This is a genomic window from Priestia sp. FW507-14D1A, assembly GCF_058781295.1.
In genome coordinates this window covers 1-18,238 of record NZ_JBYSWQ010000005.1, presented here as the reverse complement: position 1 = coordinate 18,238, position 18,238 = coordinate 1, and the positions used below count along the sequence as shown (strand labels likewise).

The following is an 18,238-nucleotide window of genomic DNA, read 5'->3' as shown; positions in this document are numbered from 1 at the left end:
TGTGACCGAACTTTTAAACGTATACATATTATACCATTGTCTTCCCGTCTCTTAAAACGATTACTGTTATAATTTATATACGGATAAAACCTTTAAAGGTTTCACAAAACAAAAAAACAGGCAGCTATTAAAAGCTGCCTGTTTTTTATTGATCTTCGCGCTTGTTGTAATCATACTTCGAGCGTTCAATTGGTTTGAACCCTTCTGGTGTATGAAAGCGGAGTAAATCTCCGTAAACAAGTTTATCTGATAGTTCTAGCTTTTTCTTAACTAGTTCATCATACTTATCGTACTGTTTCGCTTCCTTATCTGAAAGCTGCTTGCCCGTTGCATTGTCATACACTTTCTGGTCAACTTTTGTTACCTTAGGTGTAACAAAGTCACCGTTACGGAAAGGCACAACTTGCTGATGTTCTTTTGATAATAAGTCTGTACCAAAGTCAATATAGTCTTTTGTATCAAGACCTAATAAATGCATCACTGTTGGACGAACATCTACGTCTCCACCATACGTATGATTTACGCCGCCTTTAAGGCCTGGTGAAGTAATAAATAATGGTACGCGCTGCAGCTGAGCTTGTTCAAAATCATTGATGTTTTTACCCATTACTTTGCCCATTGCACGCTTATGGTTTTCAGAAATACCGTAGTGGTCACCGTACATCACGACCATCGTATTGTCTGCTAAGCCAGAGGCCTGTAAATCCTCAAAGAATTGCTTGATTGATTCATCTAAATAACGAGCCGTTTGGAAGTATTGGTCAACTGACTTATCTCCCGTATTGTGAGGTCCAATCGTTTGGTCTTCCTTATCTAGCGGATAAGGGAAGTGGTTTGATAACGTAATGAACTTCGCGCTAAATGGCTGCTTTAAGCCTTTTAGGTACGGCATTGATTCTTTAAAGAATGGTTTATCTTTTAAACCATAGTTCAGCGTATCTTCGTCTGACATATTGTAATAAGCTGAATCAAAGAATTTTTCTACACCCATTGATTTATACATTTCGTCACGGTTCCAGAACGATTTTCCATTTCCGTGGAACACAGATGTTGTATAGCCTTGCTGATCTAGAATACCAGACAGCGACTGATAGGTGTTATTTGCTTTTGTTGTAAATACAGAACCTTGAGGTAAGCCGAATAATGAGTTCTCCATCATGAATTCAGCATCTGACGTTTTACCTTGCCCTGTTTGATGGAAGAAGTTATCGAAATACATTGTGTTCTGATCTTTTAATAGTGAATTTAAGAATGGCGTTACTTCTTCACCATTTAACTTATAACCAATCATAAATGACTGAAGTGACTCTAATGAAATATAGATGACGTTTTTGCCTTTTGCTTGACCGAAATATTCTTTGTTCGGCTCAGCATATGTTGCTTTTGCATAGTTCTCTACCTCAGCCACATCACTGCTATCTGCTAGCGCGCGCTGTGCTGAAGATTTCGAGCTCTGGATGATGTCATAGATCGTATAGTTATACGTTCCTAAATATTTTACTAAATAGTTGCGGTCAAATGTTCTTGTTAATAGTTGAGGACGATCCATTTCCGCTAGTGCGATGTTGGCACTTAAGAATAAAATCCCTGATAAAAATACACCTGTCACAGTACGTCGACTAATCGTTGCTGGTAAGTCAACTTTTTTCCATAGTACTAAAACTAAAAGAATAAAGAAATCTGTGAAGTATAAAATATCAGTTGGGCTAATTAAAGCCATGGCACTGCCGCCTAATTGACCAAAGTTGTTTGACTGAGTCAATACAGGAACAGTAATAAAATCATTAAAGAAGCGATAGTACACTACATTTGCGTACAGGATGAATGAAAGTAAAAAATTCATTCCAAGCAGTGCTCGTACTTTTCCGCGCCCTTTAAATAGTAGTGCAATGGCAAAAAAGAAAATTGCCGAACCAATTGGGTTTATGAAAAGTAAGAACTTTTGCATAAAATTATCTAGCCCTAAGTTAAATTCGATACGATAAACGGTATACGTTTTAATCCAAAACAACAAAACTGCAATTAGAAATAACGGCAGCTGTTTCGAAAAAATATTTTTACCGTTTGTCATGAGCTGTTTCATATTCCCACCTCTGTCTCTATTGAAATTTAAGCTCACTTTTATTTTTATAGTAAATGTAAAAAGAAATCTCTCTTACAAAAAATGTAAGAGAGCTAATCTGTTCTTTCACATTTTAACTCTTTAAAAAAAATTGTCAACACCGCTACGTATAATTTTCACCAAACGTGAGAAAATAACTACTTTCTTATTCCCAGCTATATCGGCTTTCAAACACAAATGTTTCCTATGCTTTTTTCTTCTCACTATTTAATACGGACAGCTTCTCTTTAAGTTTCACTATTTTATATTTATTTTTTATTTTGTCCACTATACATATAAATTTAACACTTGCCTTAGTTTTCCTTCTCCTTTACAAGAGAATGCATAGAAGCACTTGTGAATATTTGTTATATCAATACCTCTTATTTTCTTTTCTTTCTACAGTAAACCACATATTTTGAGTTATTTCTTTCTTTAAATTTGAAAAAAATGTGTCAGTTTGCATCGAAAATTTTTATTTTTTTACCTTTTTGTTTATAATATAAATTATAAATATTATTTGAAATTTCAGATCTCTTTAACGTCTGATCTAGAAAGTGCATTTTTTATATAAAATTGGAATGAGTATGGGCTATGCATGCTTGTATACCTAGAAGTTTAAACGTCTTACATTTTTATAAAGGAGAAAAAATGAAAGAATGTATTGTTTTCATTACAAATATTATTAATGTATTGCACGACGGATTAATTTATATTTTTTATTTACTAGGATTTTCTCTTTCAGATAAAGAACTTCACTTCTGGATTATTGGTATTATTGGACTTCTCACGTTTTTAAGCGTTTATATGATCTTTAAATTATTGTCAAAGTGGAAATTTAGTATTACAGCTATTTCTTTTATCTATACCCTTACCGTTATGCTTGTCTTAGTTTTTGCCATTGAAATTCAGCAAGGAATTACCACTCGGGGCAATATGGAATTTGATGATGCCATAGCAGGTTTATGGGGGTTTTTAGTCTTTTTTAGTATTTATATCGCCTTTGCTTCTTTTTTTCTTTTATCCAAGAAGTTATTGTCTTCGAATAAGGAGAAAAAGATAAAAAACGAGGCCCCTACTCGGAGCCAAAGGCACGTGAATTAATTTCATTTGAGTTTCAAAACAACTTGATGAATTCGTATTCGATTATATCGTTGAACCAAGATAAACGGTACGTTTGCGACAATCGCATAAATAACCATCCAAACACCTATAGAAGGAGAGTTCCATATAAAAAAAAGAATAGAAGGAAGTATGCTGATCCAGTGAGTTAACTCTGCTCGATTTGTTTCAATTAAAAAAAGCTGTGCATATTCCTTCGTTCTACTCTCCCATTTCTTTTTATAAAATCCTCGTTTAAATAGCTTTCCTGCATCAGGAAGCCACGTTTTCCATCGGTGCACCCCGAATTTTTTATATATCCCAACTGTTTCCCACCTTTGAACCTTAAACAGCGCAAGGTCCTTCTTTAAATAAAAGGCAGAAATTTTTGTGCATCTGTAGGCGATGAACATGTGAATCACAAACCATGCCATGATATTAATTAAGAGCTGAGCACCTGTCATTTTATCACTTTCTTCTTTTTTTCTTCTTCTATAGATATGCTGCGTTCTTTCCATTTAACTTGCTTTCTCACCGCCGTTTGGACGAAAGACCATACGAATAGACCCAGAAAAAACAGTATATGAATAGGAAATAAGCACAAAGAAAAAAAGGTAAACGAACCTATTTTTCTTAAGCTATTAAATAAGAGGCTTACATAGCAAACATAGCTGCTGATTGCCAAGCCTGCATGTTGATTCCATAGAGTCGGTAAAAAAAGGATATAATTAATCATGCTAGTAAGCCACAAGCTTACTAGAAATAAATAAATGGCTTCCGTTTTCCCCGCACCTGAAGCAAAACTTTTACTCCACCCTCTTATAAGGCTTTTCATACCATTTGGATACATGCGCATGGAAAGAGCTCCCTGTCCACTCATACACGTAATAAATTCACCTTGTTTGTTCATTTTCTCAACCAGCGCCATATTTTCAACCACTTCTTTTTTTATCCCTTCGTGGCCTCCGCTTTGAAAGTAGGAGGCTGCGCTGCAAAGCAAGCACTGTCCGAAACCGACAGAAGGACTTTTCCAATTTTTAAAGGGGTGAAACGCGCCAATCGATGCAAACGTAACATAGTGAAATAAAGCAGAAAGCATTTCATAAGGCCTCTTAACAAGGTGATAAGGATGAACCGACAGCACACCCCCTTGCTGTTGATAATAGAAAAATACTTTTTCAATTCCGTCTTTCTCTACTGTAATATCAGCATCTAAAAACAAAAGCACCGAGCCTTTTGCTTCTCGTGCTCCATTCCAGCATGCCCATGACTTTCCTAGCCACCCAGCTGGAAGTGCGCCCGGTTGCACTACTTTTACGCCAAATGCTTTGGCTACCCTCTCAGTATTATCTGTTGAGTTGTCATCTACAACAATCACTTCAAAGTCAGCGTTCCGTAACTGGAGTGACTGCAATAAAAAGGTAAGGTTTCTTTCTTCATTTCTAGCTGGAATAATAATGGACAAACATGACATATTGTTTCTTACTATTTTTACACGTTTAAATGTAGGGATAGTGATGACAAGCGTAGCTGTCAAGACAAGAGCAACCAGTAAAAAAGACATCCTTTTCTCCTTTCCTTCACGTATGAAAATTAGCGAACTGGACAAAATAAAAAGTTGTAGACCTATTTTTATTTTGCGTGAAGTCATTTTATACACATTGTTGACAACTCGCTTTTGTTTTATAAGGAGGAAAAAGATGAAAAAGAAAGTAATTGTTGTAGGCGCAGGTTTAGGTGGTCTGTCAGCTGCTATTCGTCTATCAGCTGATGGATATGATGTAACAGTCGTTGAAAAAAGCGAGCGAATTGGCGGTAAGTTAAATATTCGCAGCGGCAAAGGATTTTCTTTCGATACAGGACCTTCTATTTTAACGATGCCGTGGGTGCTAGAGCAGCTGTTTGACAGTGCAGGCCGCAATATCCACGACTACTTAACAATAGAACGAATTGAGCCTCAGTGGAGAACTTTTTTCCAAGATGGAACACAAATTGATTTGACCAGTGACCTTCCTCGCATGCTTCAGCAGCTTCAAGAACTTGCTCCAGAAGACATTGAAGGTTTTTTTGACTATTTATCTTATGCAAATAAAATGTATGAATCGAACTTAAAAAGTTTTTATAAAAAAAGTTTATCTGGACTGCATGATTTACGAACGATGCACACGGTAAAAGAACTGCTTCAAATGGATCCAATGAGATCTATGGATGCTACTACACGCAAATATTTTTCAAACAAACATTTGCGTCAATTGTTTAATTTTTTAATTATGTACATCGGTTCTTCTCCTTATCATGCACCGGCTGTATTAACACAGCTTGCTCACGTTCAACTAGGATTAGGTATTTATTACGTAAAAGGCGGAATGTACAAAATCGCTGAAGCGATGGATAAGCTTCTTCAAGAGCTTGGCGTCACTGTGCATCTAAATACGCCGGTAAAAGAAATCACAACAAGCGGAGCAAAGGCAACTGGGATTACACTAGAAAATGGCGAGAATCTATCAGCAGATATTGTGGTATCTAATCTAGAAGCAATTCCAACTTACCGCTATTTATTAAAAAATCATGCGCAGGCAGCTAAGCAAACTCAGCAGCTTGCTAAATTCGAGCCTACTGTTTCTGGCCTTGTTCTTTTATTAGGGGTTAACAAACAGTACAAGCAGCTTCAACATCATAATTTCTTCTTCTCAAAGGATCAGAAAGAAGAGTTTGATACAATCTTTAACAAAGGTCAAGTAGCCATGGATCCGACAATTTACATTGGCGTATCGTCTAAATCAGACCCTACGCAAGCTCCTGAAGGAAAAGAAAATCTGTTCGTTCTTACCCATGTACCTCCTTTAAAAGAAGGCGACGACTGGGCTGCATTAAAAGACCGCTACCGGGAAGTCATATTGAAAAAGCTTGAGGCAATGGGATTAGAAGACTTACGTTCAAGCATTGAGTTTGAATATACGTTTACTCCTAACGATATCCAAGAGCTTTACGGTGCTAACGGTGGGTCCATTTATGGCGTAGCAACTGACCGTAAGAAAAATGGAGGTTTTAAAATTCCGGCAAGAAGTCAGCTTCTTTCTAACCTTTATTTTGTGGGCGGCTCTACACACCCTGGAGGCGGCGTGCCAATGGTGACATTATCAGGTCAGCTTACAGCGGACGCAATTAATGAAGATTTTCAGATTCCTCGTATGCAAAAAGATATTGGATAATGAAAAAGTGCAGGAAATTCCTGCACTTTTTTTAAAAGTTCATTTTTGACTGTCCACCGTCTACGTTTAACGTAGCACCCACTATCCATGAAGCTTGAGAAGATGCTAAAAAAACAACGGCGTTTGCCACTTCTTCCGGCTCCCCAAAGCGCCCTGCTGGTATTTCGTTTTCAACAAACTGCTTAATTTTCTCCGGATTTTCATCCATTCTTTTTTTCCAATTACCCGTTTCATGCAAAATGCTTCCCGGCGCTACTCCATTTACACGAATTCCTTTAGAAATCATTTCATCTGCAAACGACTTTGTAAAGCTGATAAGCGCTGCTTTTGCGTTATTGTACGTGACTTTCCCTCCACTTTCTCTCCCGAAAATAGACGTCACATTAACGATTGCCGCATCTTTTGTCATACGAGCTGCTGCTAGCTTGCTCAAATGAACAGCTGAAAAATAGTTAAGCTCCATCGCTTCTTTGAAAAGGGATAAATCTGTTTCCATTGCCTTGCTTCCATTACTTCCTCCAGCGTTATTAATTAAAATATCAATGCTTCCGAAGTCTTTAATGAATTTCTCGATTAATGCAACTCTGTCTGATTCGTTTGTTAGGTCTGCTGTATATGTACGTACGTTTTCTAATTTTGACTGTGCATCCTGTAGCGCTTCCTCTCCTCTTGCCGCAATTGCAACGTTTGCTCCTTCTTGAATAAACGAGGCAGCAATAGCTTTCCCAATTCCTTTTGACCCGCCGGTAATAAGTACATTTTTATTTTGCAACTGTAAATCCACACGTACCCCTCCACGTTAAATGATAATTACTATACTTTCTATCATAGCTCACTGCCTGTCAAAATTAAAATCATATACTGTTTTACCTTTTTACTCCTTTTAAACCGGTGCGTTTTATGGATACGTTCTTTGAATTTATTGTCAGAACTCTTAGCAAAAACAAGCCACGACGTGATATAATGCTTTTTGGTGTAAATGTTTTCAAATTGGGGGTTTTTTAATGCAACAAATGTTTTCAACGTCTCAAAAAGTTAAGCAGTTCATTTTTATTTTATTTCCGATATTGGTCACCCAGTTTGGAATGTTTTCAATGACTTTTTTTGATACGATGATGTCAGGAAGAGTAAGTGCAGACGACTTGGCAGGGGTAGCGATTGGTTCAAGCTTATGGGTGCCTGTTTTTACAGGGCTAAGCGGAATTTTAATGTCTATTACGCCAATTGTTGCACAGCTTGTCGGAGCTAATCAAAAGAAAAAAGTTCCGTTCTCCGTCATTCAAGGGCTTTATGTCTCCATTTTAATGGCCGTTGTTATTATTTTAATCGGCTTTTTTGTTGTTGATCCTATTTTAAAAGAGATGAATTTAGAAGCAAACGTAATGCGCATTGCCAAACAGTATTTAATTGCTTTATCTTTTGGTATTATTCCGCTTTTTATTTATACGGTTTTACGAAACTTTATTGATGCTTTAGGGCAAACTCGTACGTCTATGCTTATCACCATTTTAGGGCTTCCGGTTAATGTAGCTTTAAACTATGTATTAATCTTCGGTAAGCTGGGCTTCCCACACTTGGGTGGAGTAGGCTCCGGTTATGCAACTGCCGTTACGTATTGGTGCATACTCATTGTATCCATTGTAATTATTCATAAAAAAGAACCTTTTTCTAACTTCAGTTTATTTAAGAGATTTCACCGTATCTCTTTTTCTACTTGGAAAGAAATATTAAAAATTGGTTTACCTATCGGTTTTTCGGTCTTTTTCGAAACAAGTATTTTTTCAGCCGTCACGCTGTTTATGAGCTCGTATAATACCATTACAATCGCTTCTCACCAAGCAGCTATTAATTTTGCCTCATTTCTCTATATGATTCCGCTGAGTATTTCTATGGCTTTAACGATTGTTGTTGGATTTGAAGCGGGTGCTAAGCGTCATCAAGATGCACGAAGCTATAGCAGGATCGGTGTAACTATCGCTGTGGGCATGGCTTTTGTTTGCGCAGGTCTTTTATTTACTCTTCGAGAATCAGTAGCATCTTTATATACAAAAGATGCAGAGGTACTCGCATTAACTTCTCATTTTTTGATTTATGCAATTTTCTTTCAGCTTTCTGATGCTCTTCAAGCTCCTATTCAAGGCGCTCTGCGAGGATATAAGGATGTAAATGTTACCTTTTTAATGTCCTTGGTATCTTATTGGGTAATTGGTCTACCTTTAGGCATTGTTTTAGCAAAATACACCGATTTGCAGGCGTTTGGCTATTGGATTGGACTAATTGCGGGGCTTGCTGCAGGAGCAACAGGACTTGCGTATCGTTTGATAAAAATACAAAAAAAGCAGCTGCTAGAGGAGAATAAATCTTCTCGAACGGCTTAAACAAAAAAAGAACGTTCTCAAAAGAACGTTCTTTTTTTGTTTAAAAATGGATTGATACTCTTCCTTATACTAAGGCCTAAAACTTCTTATTTATTTAAGGTACGCTCTAACTCTTGTAAAAGCTGTTCCGCACCTTTTTTACTTAACACAACGTTTCCATTCCCAAAGGTTAAGTTTTCGCGCGTAATTTCCCCAGTTACTAAGCAAGCACCATACGGGCTATACTTTTGTAAAATAATAATATCTTCATCAACATATATTTCTACTGGATCACCTGTGTTGATATTTAAAATGCGGCGCAATTCAATAGGAATTACTACGCGACCCAATTCATCTACTTTTCTTACAATTCCTGTAGACTTCATAAAATCCATTCCTTTCATAGTAAACAAATAATATCTTCTCGATACAAATCTAGTCAAATTCGTCAGAGTTGCTAAAACCAAAATGCTTCAATGATGGTCTGATAACGGTTTATAAGTTCTTAAAATATGGCAAATAACGCATTAAATAGATTTATATACACTTTGTATCATATCAATTCGTACACTATTTATGAATAGTACATAATCTTTAAAATCGAATTCATCCATATATGTTAAAAGTGTGTATTTTATCCATAATATAACTATATATCCATCTTTTACACTACTTTGTACCCATTTTATAACTTTTATTCCGACATAAGACGACAAAATCAGCTATAGAAAAAACGTGTCTTTTCTAACTAAAGACACGTTCATTTGGACCCGAAGTTGTCACGAATAGCTTTTTGAATCATAGCTTCACACCGCTCCAGCTCTACTTTTAATTGTTTTTTATATAGTTTAGCTTTCTCTTCTCCCTCATTTGTAAATGTATAATAAACCACTTCTTGAAGCTTCATTCCTTCTTTTTTACGCTTCACCTGTTTGAGGACACCGTCTTCAATCAAGTCATGAAGGGCTTTGTATACTTCAGAATGATTAGGTTTGAACCCAAAAGGGCGAAATTCATCTCTCAACACATCTAATAACCGAAGGCCATACAGACGCTCTTGTTCTGTCATCGTAATCATATATAATTTTAAGAAAGCACGTTGTTTTAATAGAAAACCACTGGATGTACGCTTTTCTCTCATCTCAACTTCCTCCTTCACATACTTGCTTTCATTCAGGAAAATAGAAAGCTCTATACGTAATTATACTTTTTTTATTCTACATAATCCTTCTTTTTCACTCAAAATCTCTTTTTTTTCTCACATTTTTTCACTTATTTACGCGTTTTTCTCATTCTTTGTAAGCAGGCATTGAATTTTCTTTTTTTCATATATATAGAAGGAATTTACGTGAATATAAGGAGGGGTTCCTTTGAGTAAAAAATATGAAGAGATTGATTGGGGTTCGATTCAGCATAAGGTAGAAGATATGCTTGGAAATCACTTTTGGAGCGATTTAAATCACATCTTACCAAAGCGATTTCCAAACGTCGACTTATATGAAACCGATAAAGAAGGCATTATCGTCGTTGAGGTTCCTGGACTGCATTCAACTAACGACATTCAAATCAAGTTGGACGCAAATATATTAACAGTTGAAGGGAACGTTCCTTATGCTTATGAAGCTTCTAAACAAAAGTTAAAGCTCAACGAGCGCCATACAGGCGTATTTTCTCGCACGGTCAAACTTCCTTTTCACTACACAGACGAACCAGTTCGCGCTAAGTACAAAAATGGATTATTGGAAATTCGACTGAATAAGATAGAAAATGACCAAACCATTGCCATACAATTTGAAGATGATTAACTGCACGTAACAAAAACCCTTCTGTTAGCAGAAGGGTTTTTGTTAGAGCGCTGAACTTAACACAATGTTTCCTTTTGGCGTCTTATTATTCGCGTTCGGTTCTAAAGTAATCGCCATAACATCCCACTTTTCAGTCTGTTCTTTTTGGCTCATCGTATAGACCACTGTCCCGTTTCCATTTTTATCTGTTACAAAAGCACCTGCCGGATGAGGCTTATCACCTTTTATGAGCCACACCTGATAGACTTCATTCCCCTTTACGTTTTTCAAGTTATTCGCTTGAATAACCACATTTAAATTTCCACCTTTTTTCGTAAGAGATGCTGTTGCTTCGCCAGAAACGTTCGGCTCTGCCTGCAGCTTCATTGTTTTTTCAGATGTAAGAGGTTCGTTTTGAGGAGCAACCGAAACATTTGGCTCTTGTTTGCCTTTGTCTCCATCTTTCAACAGAAAGTAGCTGTTTCCTGCAAGGGATAAAAGAAGTGCCGCAGCTAATCCAATAATGATAGACTTTTTATTTGATTTCTTAGACGCAGCATGTTGTTTTTCACTTTTTAAAGCGATTGGTTCTCTCTTTGTCTCATCTTGATCTTCTTCAAATACGTTCGCAAGTATTCGCTGTTTCATTTCTGGCGGAGGAGATTGTTCTGGTGTCAAATACGTTAGATCTCCAAGAACTTCCTCCAGCTCTCTTAGTTCTTCTTGACAGCTTTGACAGTTTTTCAAGTGCATTTCAAACTCTTTTTTCTCATGGGAAGTCAACTGATCATTATAGTAATCAATTAGTTTATTGCACATACTCATGAATCAGCTCTCCCTTCTGCATCAGTACCTAAATATGTTTTTAATTTCCGCAACGCTAATCGCACCCTACCCTTTACTGTTCCTAATGGGATTTGCTGCTCTTCTGCTACTTTTTGCTGCGTTAATCCCTTAAAATAAACGGATTGAATAATCTTTTTTTGGTCTTCAGACAATTTTGATACGGCGTGCCGTACTCTCTGCTGTTCTTCTTTCCACTGAAGCTGCTCGTCAATCTGAGGATGATCATCTTCAATAAAATCAAAAATTTCTTCTGAGAAAATAGGATCGTTTTTTCTTTTTCTTACAATATCAATCGCGGTGTTTCTTGTAATCGTAAACAGCCATGATGAAAACTTCCCTTTTTCATCGCTGTAAACTCCTTTTCCTCTCCACAGCTTAATAAATACTTCTTGAACAGCTTCTTCAGCAATATCAGAGCTATTTGTTAACCGGTATATAAACGAATAAAGAATTCGCTCATACTTGTCATACAGCAGTTCAAGGGCTTTTTTGTCTCGTTCTTTTATTCTATTGTATAAGACAACGTCGTTTTGCTCTTTCATACCCTTCTCCTTTAACTCTTATGAGTCCTTATTATATAATCGAATTACCTTTGAATTTGGATCACTTTCACATCTTTTAAACGTACCTTTATTTTTCAAAAATAACAAGTAATTATACTTTTTTTATGGAATAGGAGCGAAATCGTCCAATGAAACATTTAATTCTTTTTGATGGTATATGTAATTTATGTAATAGCAGTGTTCAATATATTATTAAACATGATGAACAAGCTTTGTTTTCTTTCGCTTCTCTTCAATCAGATTTCGGAAAGCAGCAGCTAGCCTCTCACGGCTTACTTCCTGAGCAATTAGACAGCATTGTATATATTCATGGAAAACAAAGATATGTAAAATCAACGGCTGCTTTAAAAATCGCTAAGCGCTTAGATGGACCCGTTAAATTTTTATATGCTTTCATTATCATTCCTGCACCTATTCGAGATATAGTATACAACTGGATCGCTCGCAACCGATATAAGTGGTTTGGCAAACAGCAGCACTGCATGCTCCCAACTTCTGATATGAAAAAGCGGTTTGTTGATGACTAAAAAAGTTTGGGACATAGAGAAAAAACAGTTCCAAAGAGGAATGTATGTTAAGGAAGTTTATTCATTAAAAAATCCGAACTGATTCAACATTCTAATGAAAGAATGCTGAACTATAGTTCGGATTTTTCAGCTAACATATGGTTGTACGAGTTTTTTAACTTCCACCCATTGCTTTTTTATTCGTTGCTTCAATTGCCTGTTTCATTATTAAAGAGAAGTCCTGTTCTTTCATCACTTTTAACCCTTCGGCAGTAGCGCCGCCTGGAGTTGTTACTTGCTCTCTTAAAGACGCAGGATCTTTGGTTTCATGCAGCATTTGTACAGAGCCATACATCATTTGAATAACTAAATCTTTGGCTGTTTTTTCATCTACACCGTAAGCAGTAGTTGCATCAATTAACGATTCTGCAAAATAATATAAAAACGCAGGTGCACTGCCAGTTACAGCCGTTAGCTCATGTACTTCTTTCTCTGAACACTCATGCGCTTCACCAATTCCTTTTAAAATCATGTGAAGCACTTCTTTATGCTCTTTTGTGGCAAAAGTTCCAAGTGTATACAGTGACATCGATTGTCCAATCATAGCAGCTGTATTTGGCATAATCCAAGCGACAGGCGTATCCTGCGGAAGGTGATTTTCTAAGTAACTCGGACCAATTCCTGCCGCTAACGTTACAACAAATTGTTGATTTAAATGAGTCGAAAGTTCCTTGAGCACGGAAGGATGGGCTTCAGGAGGCATCGCTAAAATAATAACATCCGAATTGTCAACTTCTTGGCGCCAATTTTGCGTCGTTTGTACGCCGTACGTTTTTTCAACACGCTGTAACCGCTCAATATCTCCGTTGTTTGACATCACCACTGCCTCAATACTGTCAGCGCTGCTCGTAACCAAACCAGCCGCTACAGCTTCAGCCATTCGTCCTGCTCCAATAAATAAAATTCGCTGTTTTTTCATCTGTTACTCCCAGTTATATGTCCAGAATTCTTCTCTAGTTAATAAACGTTCCATTTGCGGATAGTCAGATAAGCGGTCGAAGTCAATTGCGTTCATCATTCCTTCGGTCTGAGAACGATGGGCTTTTAACGCTTCAATTTTTTTATCTTTCATCGCTGTTACATCAAAAATAACATCTGGTTCTCCAATATGTTCAATACGATCTTTTGAAAACGCATGACACCAAACTACCGGACGCTTTTCTTTTGGCATACGTTTTACTGCTTGAATCGTAGCTGCTCCTGTAGCATTATGATCAGGGTGTACCGCAAAGCCAGGGTAATGCGTTAAAATGTGAGTCGGCTTTACATCGTTAATGATTTCTTCAATTTTATCTGCAAAAACATCAATATCAAGAAATTCCAGCGTTTTATCACGAAGCCCTAGCATACGCAAGTCTTGAATATCTAAAACGTTCGCTAAATCTAAAAGTTCTTTTTTTCGGATTTGGGGTAAAGTTTCACGGTTAGCAAACAGCGGTCTACCCATATTTCGTCCCATTTCACCTAGCGTAATACAGGCATATGTAACGGGCGTTCCTTTTTGTCTCGCTTGCGTGATCATTCCTGCTGCTCCATATGCTTCATCGTCAGGATGCGGAAATACAATTAATAATCTTTCTTCCATGTTCTATTCTCCTCTCTTTTCTGTTATGAAAACGGATGTTCACTTAATTGAAGGGCAACTGCTAAACGACCTTCAAAGTCATGCCCAGCTAGAAGAAGTCGGCCTTCTTCATCAATTTCCCAATCTGTTAGTCCCTCTGCATAAATCCATCCTAAGTCAATTTGAAGACCTACACGATAAGGACCTTCTCCAGTTATCTTTCCGTTTGAAATAGTGACTTTACCATTGCGAATAAAAGCCCCAACTGTCATTACTTTTTCATTTACGTGTGAAGCATATGCACCGTTTGTCGTTTCAAGGTGTACATATACGTCTTTATTTAAAAATGTTTGTATTTTTTTTTGGACTGTTTCTTTATGAATTGGTTGCACGCTTGTTACTCCTTTCTCATGTTCATAAATTGTATTGTACTAAAAATCATGAGCGAATCCTAATGTTTAGTTCTAGACTTTGAATTTCTTTATTCCATCGTTCATAATCATACATAAATGTTAATACTTTCCAATCTAACATGCTGATTTCTTGAATGTCTATAATAATCTCAGCAAGTTCACGACTAAGCATACCTAGTTCTTTTCCTTCGACCAGCTTTTTTTTGTACCGATTAAAAGCTGGATCTAATTGTTCAATTTGTGCATAAATTTCATGGATAGAGCCATATTGTTGAATAAGAGGCAGTGCGGCTTTTTCTCCTACACCAGGAACGCCCGGAATATTGTCAGATTTGTCACCAAGCAATGCTTTTACGTCCACCCATTGACGAGGATGAATATTGTATTCTTCTTGAAAGTGCTTAAAGCCATAAACAAGATCTCCCACCTGCTTTTTAGCAATAATTTGCGAAATATGTTGATCTAGGAGCTGAAGCAAGTCTCGGTCGTTGCTGTAAATATATCCTGGGCTTTGCTTTTCTTTGCTCCACTTATTTGCCAGTGCGCCGATTAAATCATCTGCTTCATAAGAAGACAATGACATTTGATAAATCCCGACGGTGTCAAAAAACTGCTTTAACGTTTCGTACTGCTGAATCAGCGGCTCAGGCAGCTCTGCTCTTGTTTGCTTATATAGGGCGTATGTATCTTTACGTTTTGTATCCTCCCGCTTAACATCCCAAGCGACGAAAATATGGGTTGGCTCATATTGGTGAATCAATGCATGCATTTTTTGAATCGTTACTCTCAGGGCATTCGTAAATTGGCCCTTACTGTTTCTTGTCAACGCTGCTTCATCTCTGCCATAAGAAGTAGCAAAATAACAGCGGCTTAATAAATTAAATCCATCAATTACTAATAGTGTTTCGTTCACATAGTCACGTCCTTTGAAAACTTTGCTCCTTTAGCTTTTAGAGCAAACATACTATAGCACTTGTTCTTTGCACGCGTCAATGAAGGGCACAAAGCTCAAAACACGCCCATTTTTTTCTCTCAATGTAAATGTAGTATAAAGATGTTAAATTGTTGTTATGATTTATTCGTTTGACTTTTAGAACTTTTGACTATCCTATAAAATGAGGATGAAAGATCAATCCTACAAATGAAGGTGAAAAAAGTGAATAAAAACACGATGATTAAAACATTAAAAGTTATATCTGTTGTGTCGCTTCTCGCTTTGTTATTTATCATTGCTTATGATCGTTCCATGTCTACATCCATGATTATTTTGTTCAGTTCGCTCATTTTCTTTGTATTTGTACTTAGCGACTTTTTTTTCGATCGCAAGCCATGGGGATTAAAAGGCCTTCAATTATATATATCACTGATGTTATTCATCATTGCCATTTTTGAAATGCATCAAGTTGTCAGTTCACTTTGCGTTATTTCCATTATGGCTCTACCAAAAGTTATTGACGAATTAGCTTAAGTGTGAATGATAAATGATAAAATCCATGATCACAATGATCATGGATTTTATTACGTTTTGAGTAATTTTTCAGAGATGCGAAGAGCTTCTTCTATGCCAAATTTACGCACTAAACTGATGGCTTCCTTTATTTCTCGTTTTTTCAAATCATGGGTCGGATTTAAATTTAACAACACTTGAATAACAACTAAATCCCGCATCGTAAACATCATATTCTTTTTCATATCTCGCTGAAATGTATACTGCTCTTTTAAGAGCCGGTCACTTATTGCTAACACTTTCGACTCCGGAAGATGTAGCTGCGCTCCTGCTTCTTGACAAGACCACAATTTTTTCACTCGATCTTCAGCATTCATATTTGCGACTCGTGCATATGTAATATCGCTGTTTTCTTGACGAATCTCTATCTCTTTTAACGTTGGCTTTAGCACCGTTTTTCGCTTGGAGGCTTTTTTCTTATCAACTCCTGTATCCCTGAGGCTTCTACCGTGAACGGTGTAAATGTCGTATTCATTTTCTCTTTTTACATCTTGTTTATTGTATTTTGGAAAATAACCATTTACAAGCATCGTTCTTAGCATATCCAATTCTTTTTTTAATCCATGAACTTCAATATATCCAACAGTACAAATCTCTTTGTGAAATTTTTTTGTGTTGCTAACGCCTTTTCCTGCAACGTGAGCTCTTACTCTTTCTAATAGAGAGCCTGTCGTTGTTCCGATATACAAAAGCCTGCCGGGTTTATCGAAGAAAAAATAAATGCCGGGAGCGGAAGGCAATTGTCCTATTTCTGCTGTACTTAGCAGCTTCTGCAGTACCTGCATGACTGCTAAATCAATTTTCGCTGTCATTATTTTTGATAACCTTTTAACATTTCTTCATACACTTTTAGATGCGTATACACAGTTTGAAGAAGGGGTACTTGTATAGACGATTTTTCAGCTAATGTCAGCAAATATCCTTGAAGGTGGTCTCCTTCAATTTGAGAACTTTTTTCCATATCACGCTGCATCGATGACTTCATGTCATACGTCATTTTGTCCATCGTATTCATATGCTGTTCAATAATCCCTTCAGCTAATGGTGCATCGTATGCCATCATAATATTTTCAACTTCTTTAAAAAGCTCTTGTACGAATTGACGCCCTCCTTTTGCCGCTAGCACTGGGCCAACAGGTGCGCGCATAAGAGTGGTCATGCCTGACATAACCGTAATAAATAAATACTTATGCCACATATCCTGTTCAATATATGAACTTTTTACAAACGAAGCTTTTGTACCACTGAACGCTTGCTCAATCAGTTGTAATCTTTCTGTTTCCTTCTGCTTAAATTCACCAAATACAAGTCTGTGAGCAGGACTCGTCTGGACGACATCTCCATCTTTGTTTAACGTCGTCTCAATAAAGCACAGTCCCCCAATGACTTTTTCTTCCCCAAAAGCTTCTTGTAAAGGACCCACGTGAGCCATACCGTTTAACAATGGTACGACAACTGTCTGATTCCCTATAAAAGGACGCACATCCTCAATTGCTTGTTTAAGATGATAAGCCTTAGTTGTAAACAAAATAACATCATAAGGCTCTTTCATCTCAGATTTTGTAATAGCTTGTACAGGTGAAGTGAAGTCACCGTGTATGCTCTTGATAACAAGTCCATTTTGTTCCAGCTCTTTTTTTCGGCGATCTCTGACAAGGAAAGTCACATCCTCTCCTTTTTCCACAAGCCTGCCTCCAAAGTAACCTCCAACGCCGCCTGCGCCTAAAACTAATATTCGCATAACTTTTGCTCCCCTTTTTCTTTTTCCTTTATTGTAGCACAGCTAGTTTGAAATTTTATAATATTCTTATTTCATTGTGTATTTTGAGTTTTTTACAAAAGATAGCCATAGCGCTTTTAAAGTTGTTATAATGAATACAAAAAAGCATAAAAATTTACTCTTAGATATTTATCCCCTCTTGGATATACTATTTACCAATCGGTAATCGGAAAAATTTCGATTTAAACAATGTTATTTACATAGGAGAGACTGAAATGAAAACAGAAATCTACATTTTATCTGGATTTTTAGGCAGTGGAAAAACAACGTTACTTAAACAGCTGCTTCAGCAAGAAAAAGATCGTAATCGCAACATTGCTGTTGTGATGAATGAGCTTGGCCAAGTTTCGATTGACTCAAATGAAGTAGAAAAAGACACGCCGTTAAAAGAATTGCTAAACGGCTGCGTGTGCTGTACTATTCAAGGTCAATTTGAAACTCAGC

At 36.9% G+C, this 18,238-nt stretch carries 21 protein-coding genes; 7 read left to right on the top strand and 14 right to left on the bottom strand.

Translation table 11 applies throughout. The annotated features are described in order from the left end of the window. Nucleotides 1-145 precede the first annotated feature (145 nt). Nucleotides 146-2,083 (bottom strand): lipoteichoic acid synthase, encoded by a 1,938-nt coding sequence (gene ltaS / locus AC3WJG_RS17680; protein WP_013056729.1) that lies wholly within the window; start codon nt 2,081-2,083, stop codon nt 146-148. Between the two features lie 669 nt (nt 2,084-2,752). Here ltaS and AC3WJG_RS17675 point away from each other — a divergent pair. Continuing rightward, nucleotides 2,753-3,205 carry a hypothetical protein gene (locus tag AC3WJG_RS17675; RefSeq protein ID WP_028408776.1) on the top strand — a complete coding sequence of 151 codons (453 nt, stop codon included), beginning with the start codon at nt 2,753-2,755 and terminating at the stop codon, nt 3,203-3,205. A gap of 2 nt (nt 3,206-3,207) precedes the next feature. On the opposite strand, the gene AC3WJG_RS17670 is transcribed toward AC3WJG_RS17675, so the two are convergent. Both AC3WJG_RS17670 and AC3WJG_RS17665 read right to left on the bottom strand, forming a co-directional pair. Continuing rightward, the gene (locus AC3WJG_RS17670; RefSeq protein ID WP_225049700.1) at nt 3,208-3,720 is read right to left on the bottom strand and encodes a glycosyl-4,4'-diaponeurosporenoate acyltransferase CrtO family protein; all 513 of its coding nucleotides are present in this window, start codon (nt 3,718-3,720) and stop codon (nt 3,208-3,210) included. Beyond that, nucleotides 3,663-4,766 (bottom strand): glycosyltransferase family 2 protein, encoded by a 1,104-nt coding sequence (locus AC3WJG_RS17665; protein WP_028408778.1) that lies wholly within the window; start codon nt 4,764-4,766, stop codon nt 3,663-3,665. Before AC3WJG_RS17665 ends, AC3WJG_RS17670 begins: the two co-directional genes overlap by 58 nt. Before the next feature lie 136 nt (nt 4,767-4,902). Here AC3WJG_RS17665 and AC3WJG_RS17660 point away from each other — a divergent pair, with 136 nt between their 5' ends. Then, complete coding sequence (locus AC3WJG_RS17660; RefSeq protein ID WP_028408779.1) at nt 4,903-6,414, top strand: phytoene desaturase family protein; 1,512 nt, start codon at nt 4,903-4,905, stop codon at nt 6,412-6,414. Nucleotides 6,415-6,445: 31 nt separating this feature from the next. Here AC3WJG_RS17660 and AC3WJG_RS17655 read toward each other — a convergent pair whose 3' ends face one another. Continuing rightward, nucleotides 6,446-7,198, bottom strand: a complete 753-nt coding sequence (locus AC3WJG_RS17655; RefSeq protein WP_060747407.1) for an SDR family NAD(P)-dependent oxidoreductase — start codon at nt 7,196-7,198, stop codon at nt 6,446-6,448. A gap of 220 nt (nt 7,199-7,418) precedes the next feature. Here AC3WJG_RS17655 and AC3WJG_RS17650 point away from each other — a divergent pair, with 220 nt between their 5' ends. Next, on the top strand, nt 7,419-8,792 hold the full coding sequence (locus tag AC3WJG_RS17650; protein ID WP_337134054.1) for an MATE family efflux transporter: 1,374 nt from the start codon (nt 7,419-7,421) through the stop codon (nt 8,790-8,792). Between the two features lie 86 nt (nt 8,793-8,878). Here AC3WJG_RS17650 and AC3WJG_RS17645 read toward each other — a convergent pair whose 3' ends face one another. Together AC3WJG_RS17645 and AC3WJG_RS17640 are read right to left on the bottom strand one after the other, a co-directional pair. Next, nucleotides 8,879-9,157 (bottom strand): AbrB/MazE/SpoVT family DNA-binding domain-containing protein, encoded by a 279-nt coding sequence (locus AC3WJG_RS17645; protein WP_025752053.1) that lies wholly within the window; start codon nt 9,155-9,157, stop codon nt 8,879-8,881. Between the two features lie 374 nt (nt 9,158-9,531). After that, on the bottom strand, nt 9,532-9,912 hold the full coding sequence (locus AC3WJG_RS17640; RefSeq protein ID WP_013056721.1) for a replication termination protein: 381 nt from the start codon (nt 9,910-9,912) through the stop codon (nt 9,532-9,534). A gap of 229 nt (nt 9,913-10,141) precedes the next feature. Here AC3WJG_RS17640 and AC3WJG_RS17635 point away from each other — a divergent pair, with 229 nt between their 5' ends. Then, nucleotides 10,142-10,576: an Hsp20/alpha crystallin family protein gene (locus tag AC3WJG_RS17635; protein ID WP_013082862.1), complete on the top strand. Its 435-nt coding sequence runs from the start codon at nt 10,142-10,144 to the stop codon at nt 10,574-10,576. 42 nt (nt 10,577-10,618) lie between these two features. On the opposite strand, the gene AC3WJG_RS17630 is transcribed toward AC3WJG_RS17635, so the two are convergent. Together AC3WJG_RS17630 and AC3WJG_RS17625 are read right to left on the bottom strand one after the other, a co-directional pair. Then, nucleotides 10,619-11,380 carry an anti-sigma factor gene (locus tag AC3WJG_RS17630; RefSeq protein WP_028408782.1) on the bottom strand — a complete coding sequence of 254 codons (762 nt, stop codon included), beginning with the start codon at nt 11,378-11,380 and terminating at the stop codon, nt 10,619-10,621. Next, nucleotides 11,377-11,943, bottom strand: coding sequence for an RNA polymerase sigma factor (locus AC3WJG_RS17625; protein WP_025752052.1), 567 nt, complete (start codon nt 11,941-11,943; stop codon nt 11,377-11,379). Before AC3WJG_RS17625 ends, AC3WJG_RS17630 begins: the two co-directional genes overlap by 4 nt. A 149-nt stretch (nt 11,944-12,092) precedes the next feature. On the opposite strand from AC3WJG_RS17625, the gene AC3WJG_RS17620 reads away from it, so the two are divergent. Beyond that, nucleotides 12,093-12,491, top strand: a complete 399-nt coding sequence (locus AC3WJG_RS17620; RefSeq protein ID WP_028408783.1) for a thiol-disulfide oxidoreductase DCC family protein — start codon at nt 12,093-12,095, stop codon at nt 12,489-12,491. Between the two features lie 154 nt (nt 12,492-12,645). On the opposite strand, the gene proC is transcribed toward AC3WJG_RS17620, so the two are convergent. From proC to AC3WJG_RS17600, 4 genes are read right to left on the bottom strand one after another with little or no spacing between them, the layout of a single operon-like run. Continuing rightward, nucleotides 12,646-13,449, bottom strand: coding sequence for a pyrroline-5-carboxylate reductase (proC, locus tag AC3WJG_RS17615; RefSeq protein WP_028408784.1), 804 nt, complete (start codon nt 13,447-13,449; stop codon nt 12,646-12,648). A 3-nt stretch (nt 13,450-13,452) separates the two neighbouring features. Then, nucleotides 13,453-14,115, bottom strand: coding sequence for a bacillithiol biosynthesis deacetylase BshB2 (gene bshB2 / locus AC3WJG_RS17610; RefSeq protein ID WP_028408785.1), 663 nt, complete (start codon nt 14,113-14,115; stop codon nt 13,453-13,455). A gap of 23 nt (nt 14,116-14,138) precedes the next feature. Then, nucleotides 14,139-14,486, bottom strand: coding sequence for a YojF family protein (locus tag AC3WJG_RS17605; RefSeq protein ID WP_013056714.1), 348 nt, complete (start codon nt 14,484-14,486; stop codon nt 14,139-14,141). A 46-nt stretch (nt 14,487-14,532) separates the two neighbouring features. After that, complete coding sequence (locus tag AC3WJG_RS17600; protein WP_098249892.1) at nt 14,533-15,420, bottom strand: 5'-3' exonuclease; 888 nt, start codon at nt 15,418-15,420, stop codon at nt 14,533-14,535. Nucleotides 15,421-15,663: 243 nt separating this feature from the next. On the opposite strand from AC3WJG_RS17600, the gene AC3WJG_RS17595 reads away from it, so the two are divergent. Further along, nucleotides 15,664-15,975, top strand: a complete 312-nt coding sequence (locus tag AC3WJG_RS17595) for a hypothetical protein (protein WP_016763842.1) — start codon at nt 15,664-15,666, stop codon at nt 15,973-15,975. 50 nt (nt 15,976-16,025) lie between these two features. Here AC3WJG_RS17595 and AC3WJG_RS17590 read toward each other — a convergent pair whose 3' ends face one another. Further along, a complete protein-coding gene (locus AC3WJG_RS17590) occupies nt 16,026-16,826 on the bottom strand; it encodes a GIY-YIG nuclease family protein (protein ID WP_334035975.1) in 801 nt (266 codons plus the stop codon). Beyond that, entirely contained in the window at nt 16,826-17,755 is a 930-nt protein-coding gene (gene panE / locus AC3WJG_RS17585) for a 2-dehydropantoate 2-reductase (protein ID WP_098249894.1), read from the bottom strand. Before panE ends, AC3WJG_RS17590 begins: the two co-directional genes overlap by 1 nt. A gap of 254 nt (nt 17,756-18,009) precedes the next feature. On the opposite strand from panE, the gene AC3WJG_RS17580 reads away from it, so the two are divergent. Then, a partial coding sequence (locus AC3WJG_RS17580; protein ID WP_492588439.1) for a molybdopterin-guanine dinucleotide biosynthesis protein MobB occupies nt 18,010-18,238 on the top strand: 229 nt, incomplete at its 3' end.

Coding starts and splice junctions, on each gene's coding strand:
- ltaS (WP_013056729.1), bottom strand. CDS start 2,083: ATGAAACAGCTCATGACAAACGGTAAAAATATTTTTTCGAAACAGCTG.
- AC3WJG_RS17675 (WP_028408776.1), top strand. CDS start 2,753: ATGAAAGAATGTATTGTTTTCATTACAAATATTATTAATGTATTGCAC.
- AC3WJG_RS17670 (WP_225049700.1), bottom strand. CDS start 3,720: ATGGAAAGAACGCAGCATATCTATAGAAGAAGAAAAAAAGAAGAAAGT.
- AC3WJG_RS17665 (WP_028408778.1), bottom strand. CDS start 4,766: ATGTCTTTTTTACTGGTTGCTCTTGTCTTGACAGCTACGCTTGTCATC.
- AC3WJG_RS17660 (WP_028408779.1), top strand. CDS start 4,903: ATGAAAAAGAAAGTAATTGTTGTAGGCGCAGGTTTAGGTGGTCTGTCA.
- AC3WJG_RS17650 (WP_337134054.1), top strand. CDS start 7,419: ATGCAACAAATGTTTTCAACGTCTCAAAAAGTTAAGCAGTTCATTTTT.
- AC3WJG_RS17645 (WP_025752053.1), bottom strand. CDS start 9,157: ATGAAGTCTACAGGAATTGTAAGAAAAGTAGATGAATTGGGTCGCGTA.
- AC3WJG_RS17640 (WP_013056721.1), bottom strand. CDS start 9,912: ATGAGAGAAAAGCGTACATCCAGTGGTTTTCTATTAAAACAACGTGCT.
- AC3WJG_RS17630 (WP_028408782.1), bottom strand. CDS start 11,380: ATGAGTATGTGCAATAAACTAATTGATTACTATAATGATCAGTTGACT.
- AC3WJG_RS17625 (WP_025752052.1), bottom strand. CDS start 11,943: ATGAAAGAGCAAAACGACGTTGTCTTATACAATAGAATAAAAGAACGA.
- AC3WJG_RS17620 (WP_028408783.1), top strand. CDS start 12,093: ATGAAACATTTAATTCTTTTTGATGGTATATGTAATTTATGTAATAGC.
- proC (WP_028408784.1), bottom strand. CDS start 13,449: ATGAAAAAACAGCGAATTTTATTTATTGGAGCAGGACGAATGGCTGAA.
- bshB2 (WP_028408785.1), bottom strand. CDS start 14,115: ATGGAAGAAAGATTATTAATTGTATTTCCGCATCCTGACGATGAAGCA.
- AC3WJG_RS17590 (WP_334035975.1), bottom strand. CDS start 16,826: ATGACAGCGAAAATTGATTTAGCAGTCATGCAGGTACTGCAGAAGCTG.
- panE (WP_098249894.1), bottom strand. CDS start 17,755: ATGCGAATATTAGTTTTAGGCGCAGGCGGCGTTGGAGGTTACTTTGGA.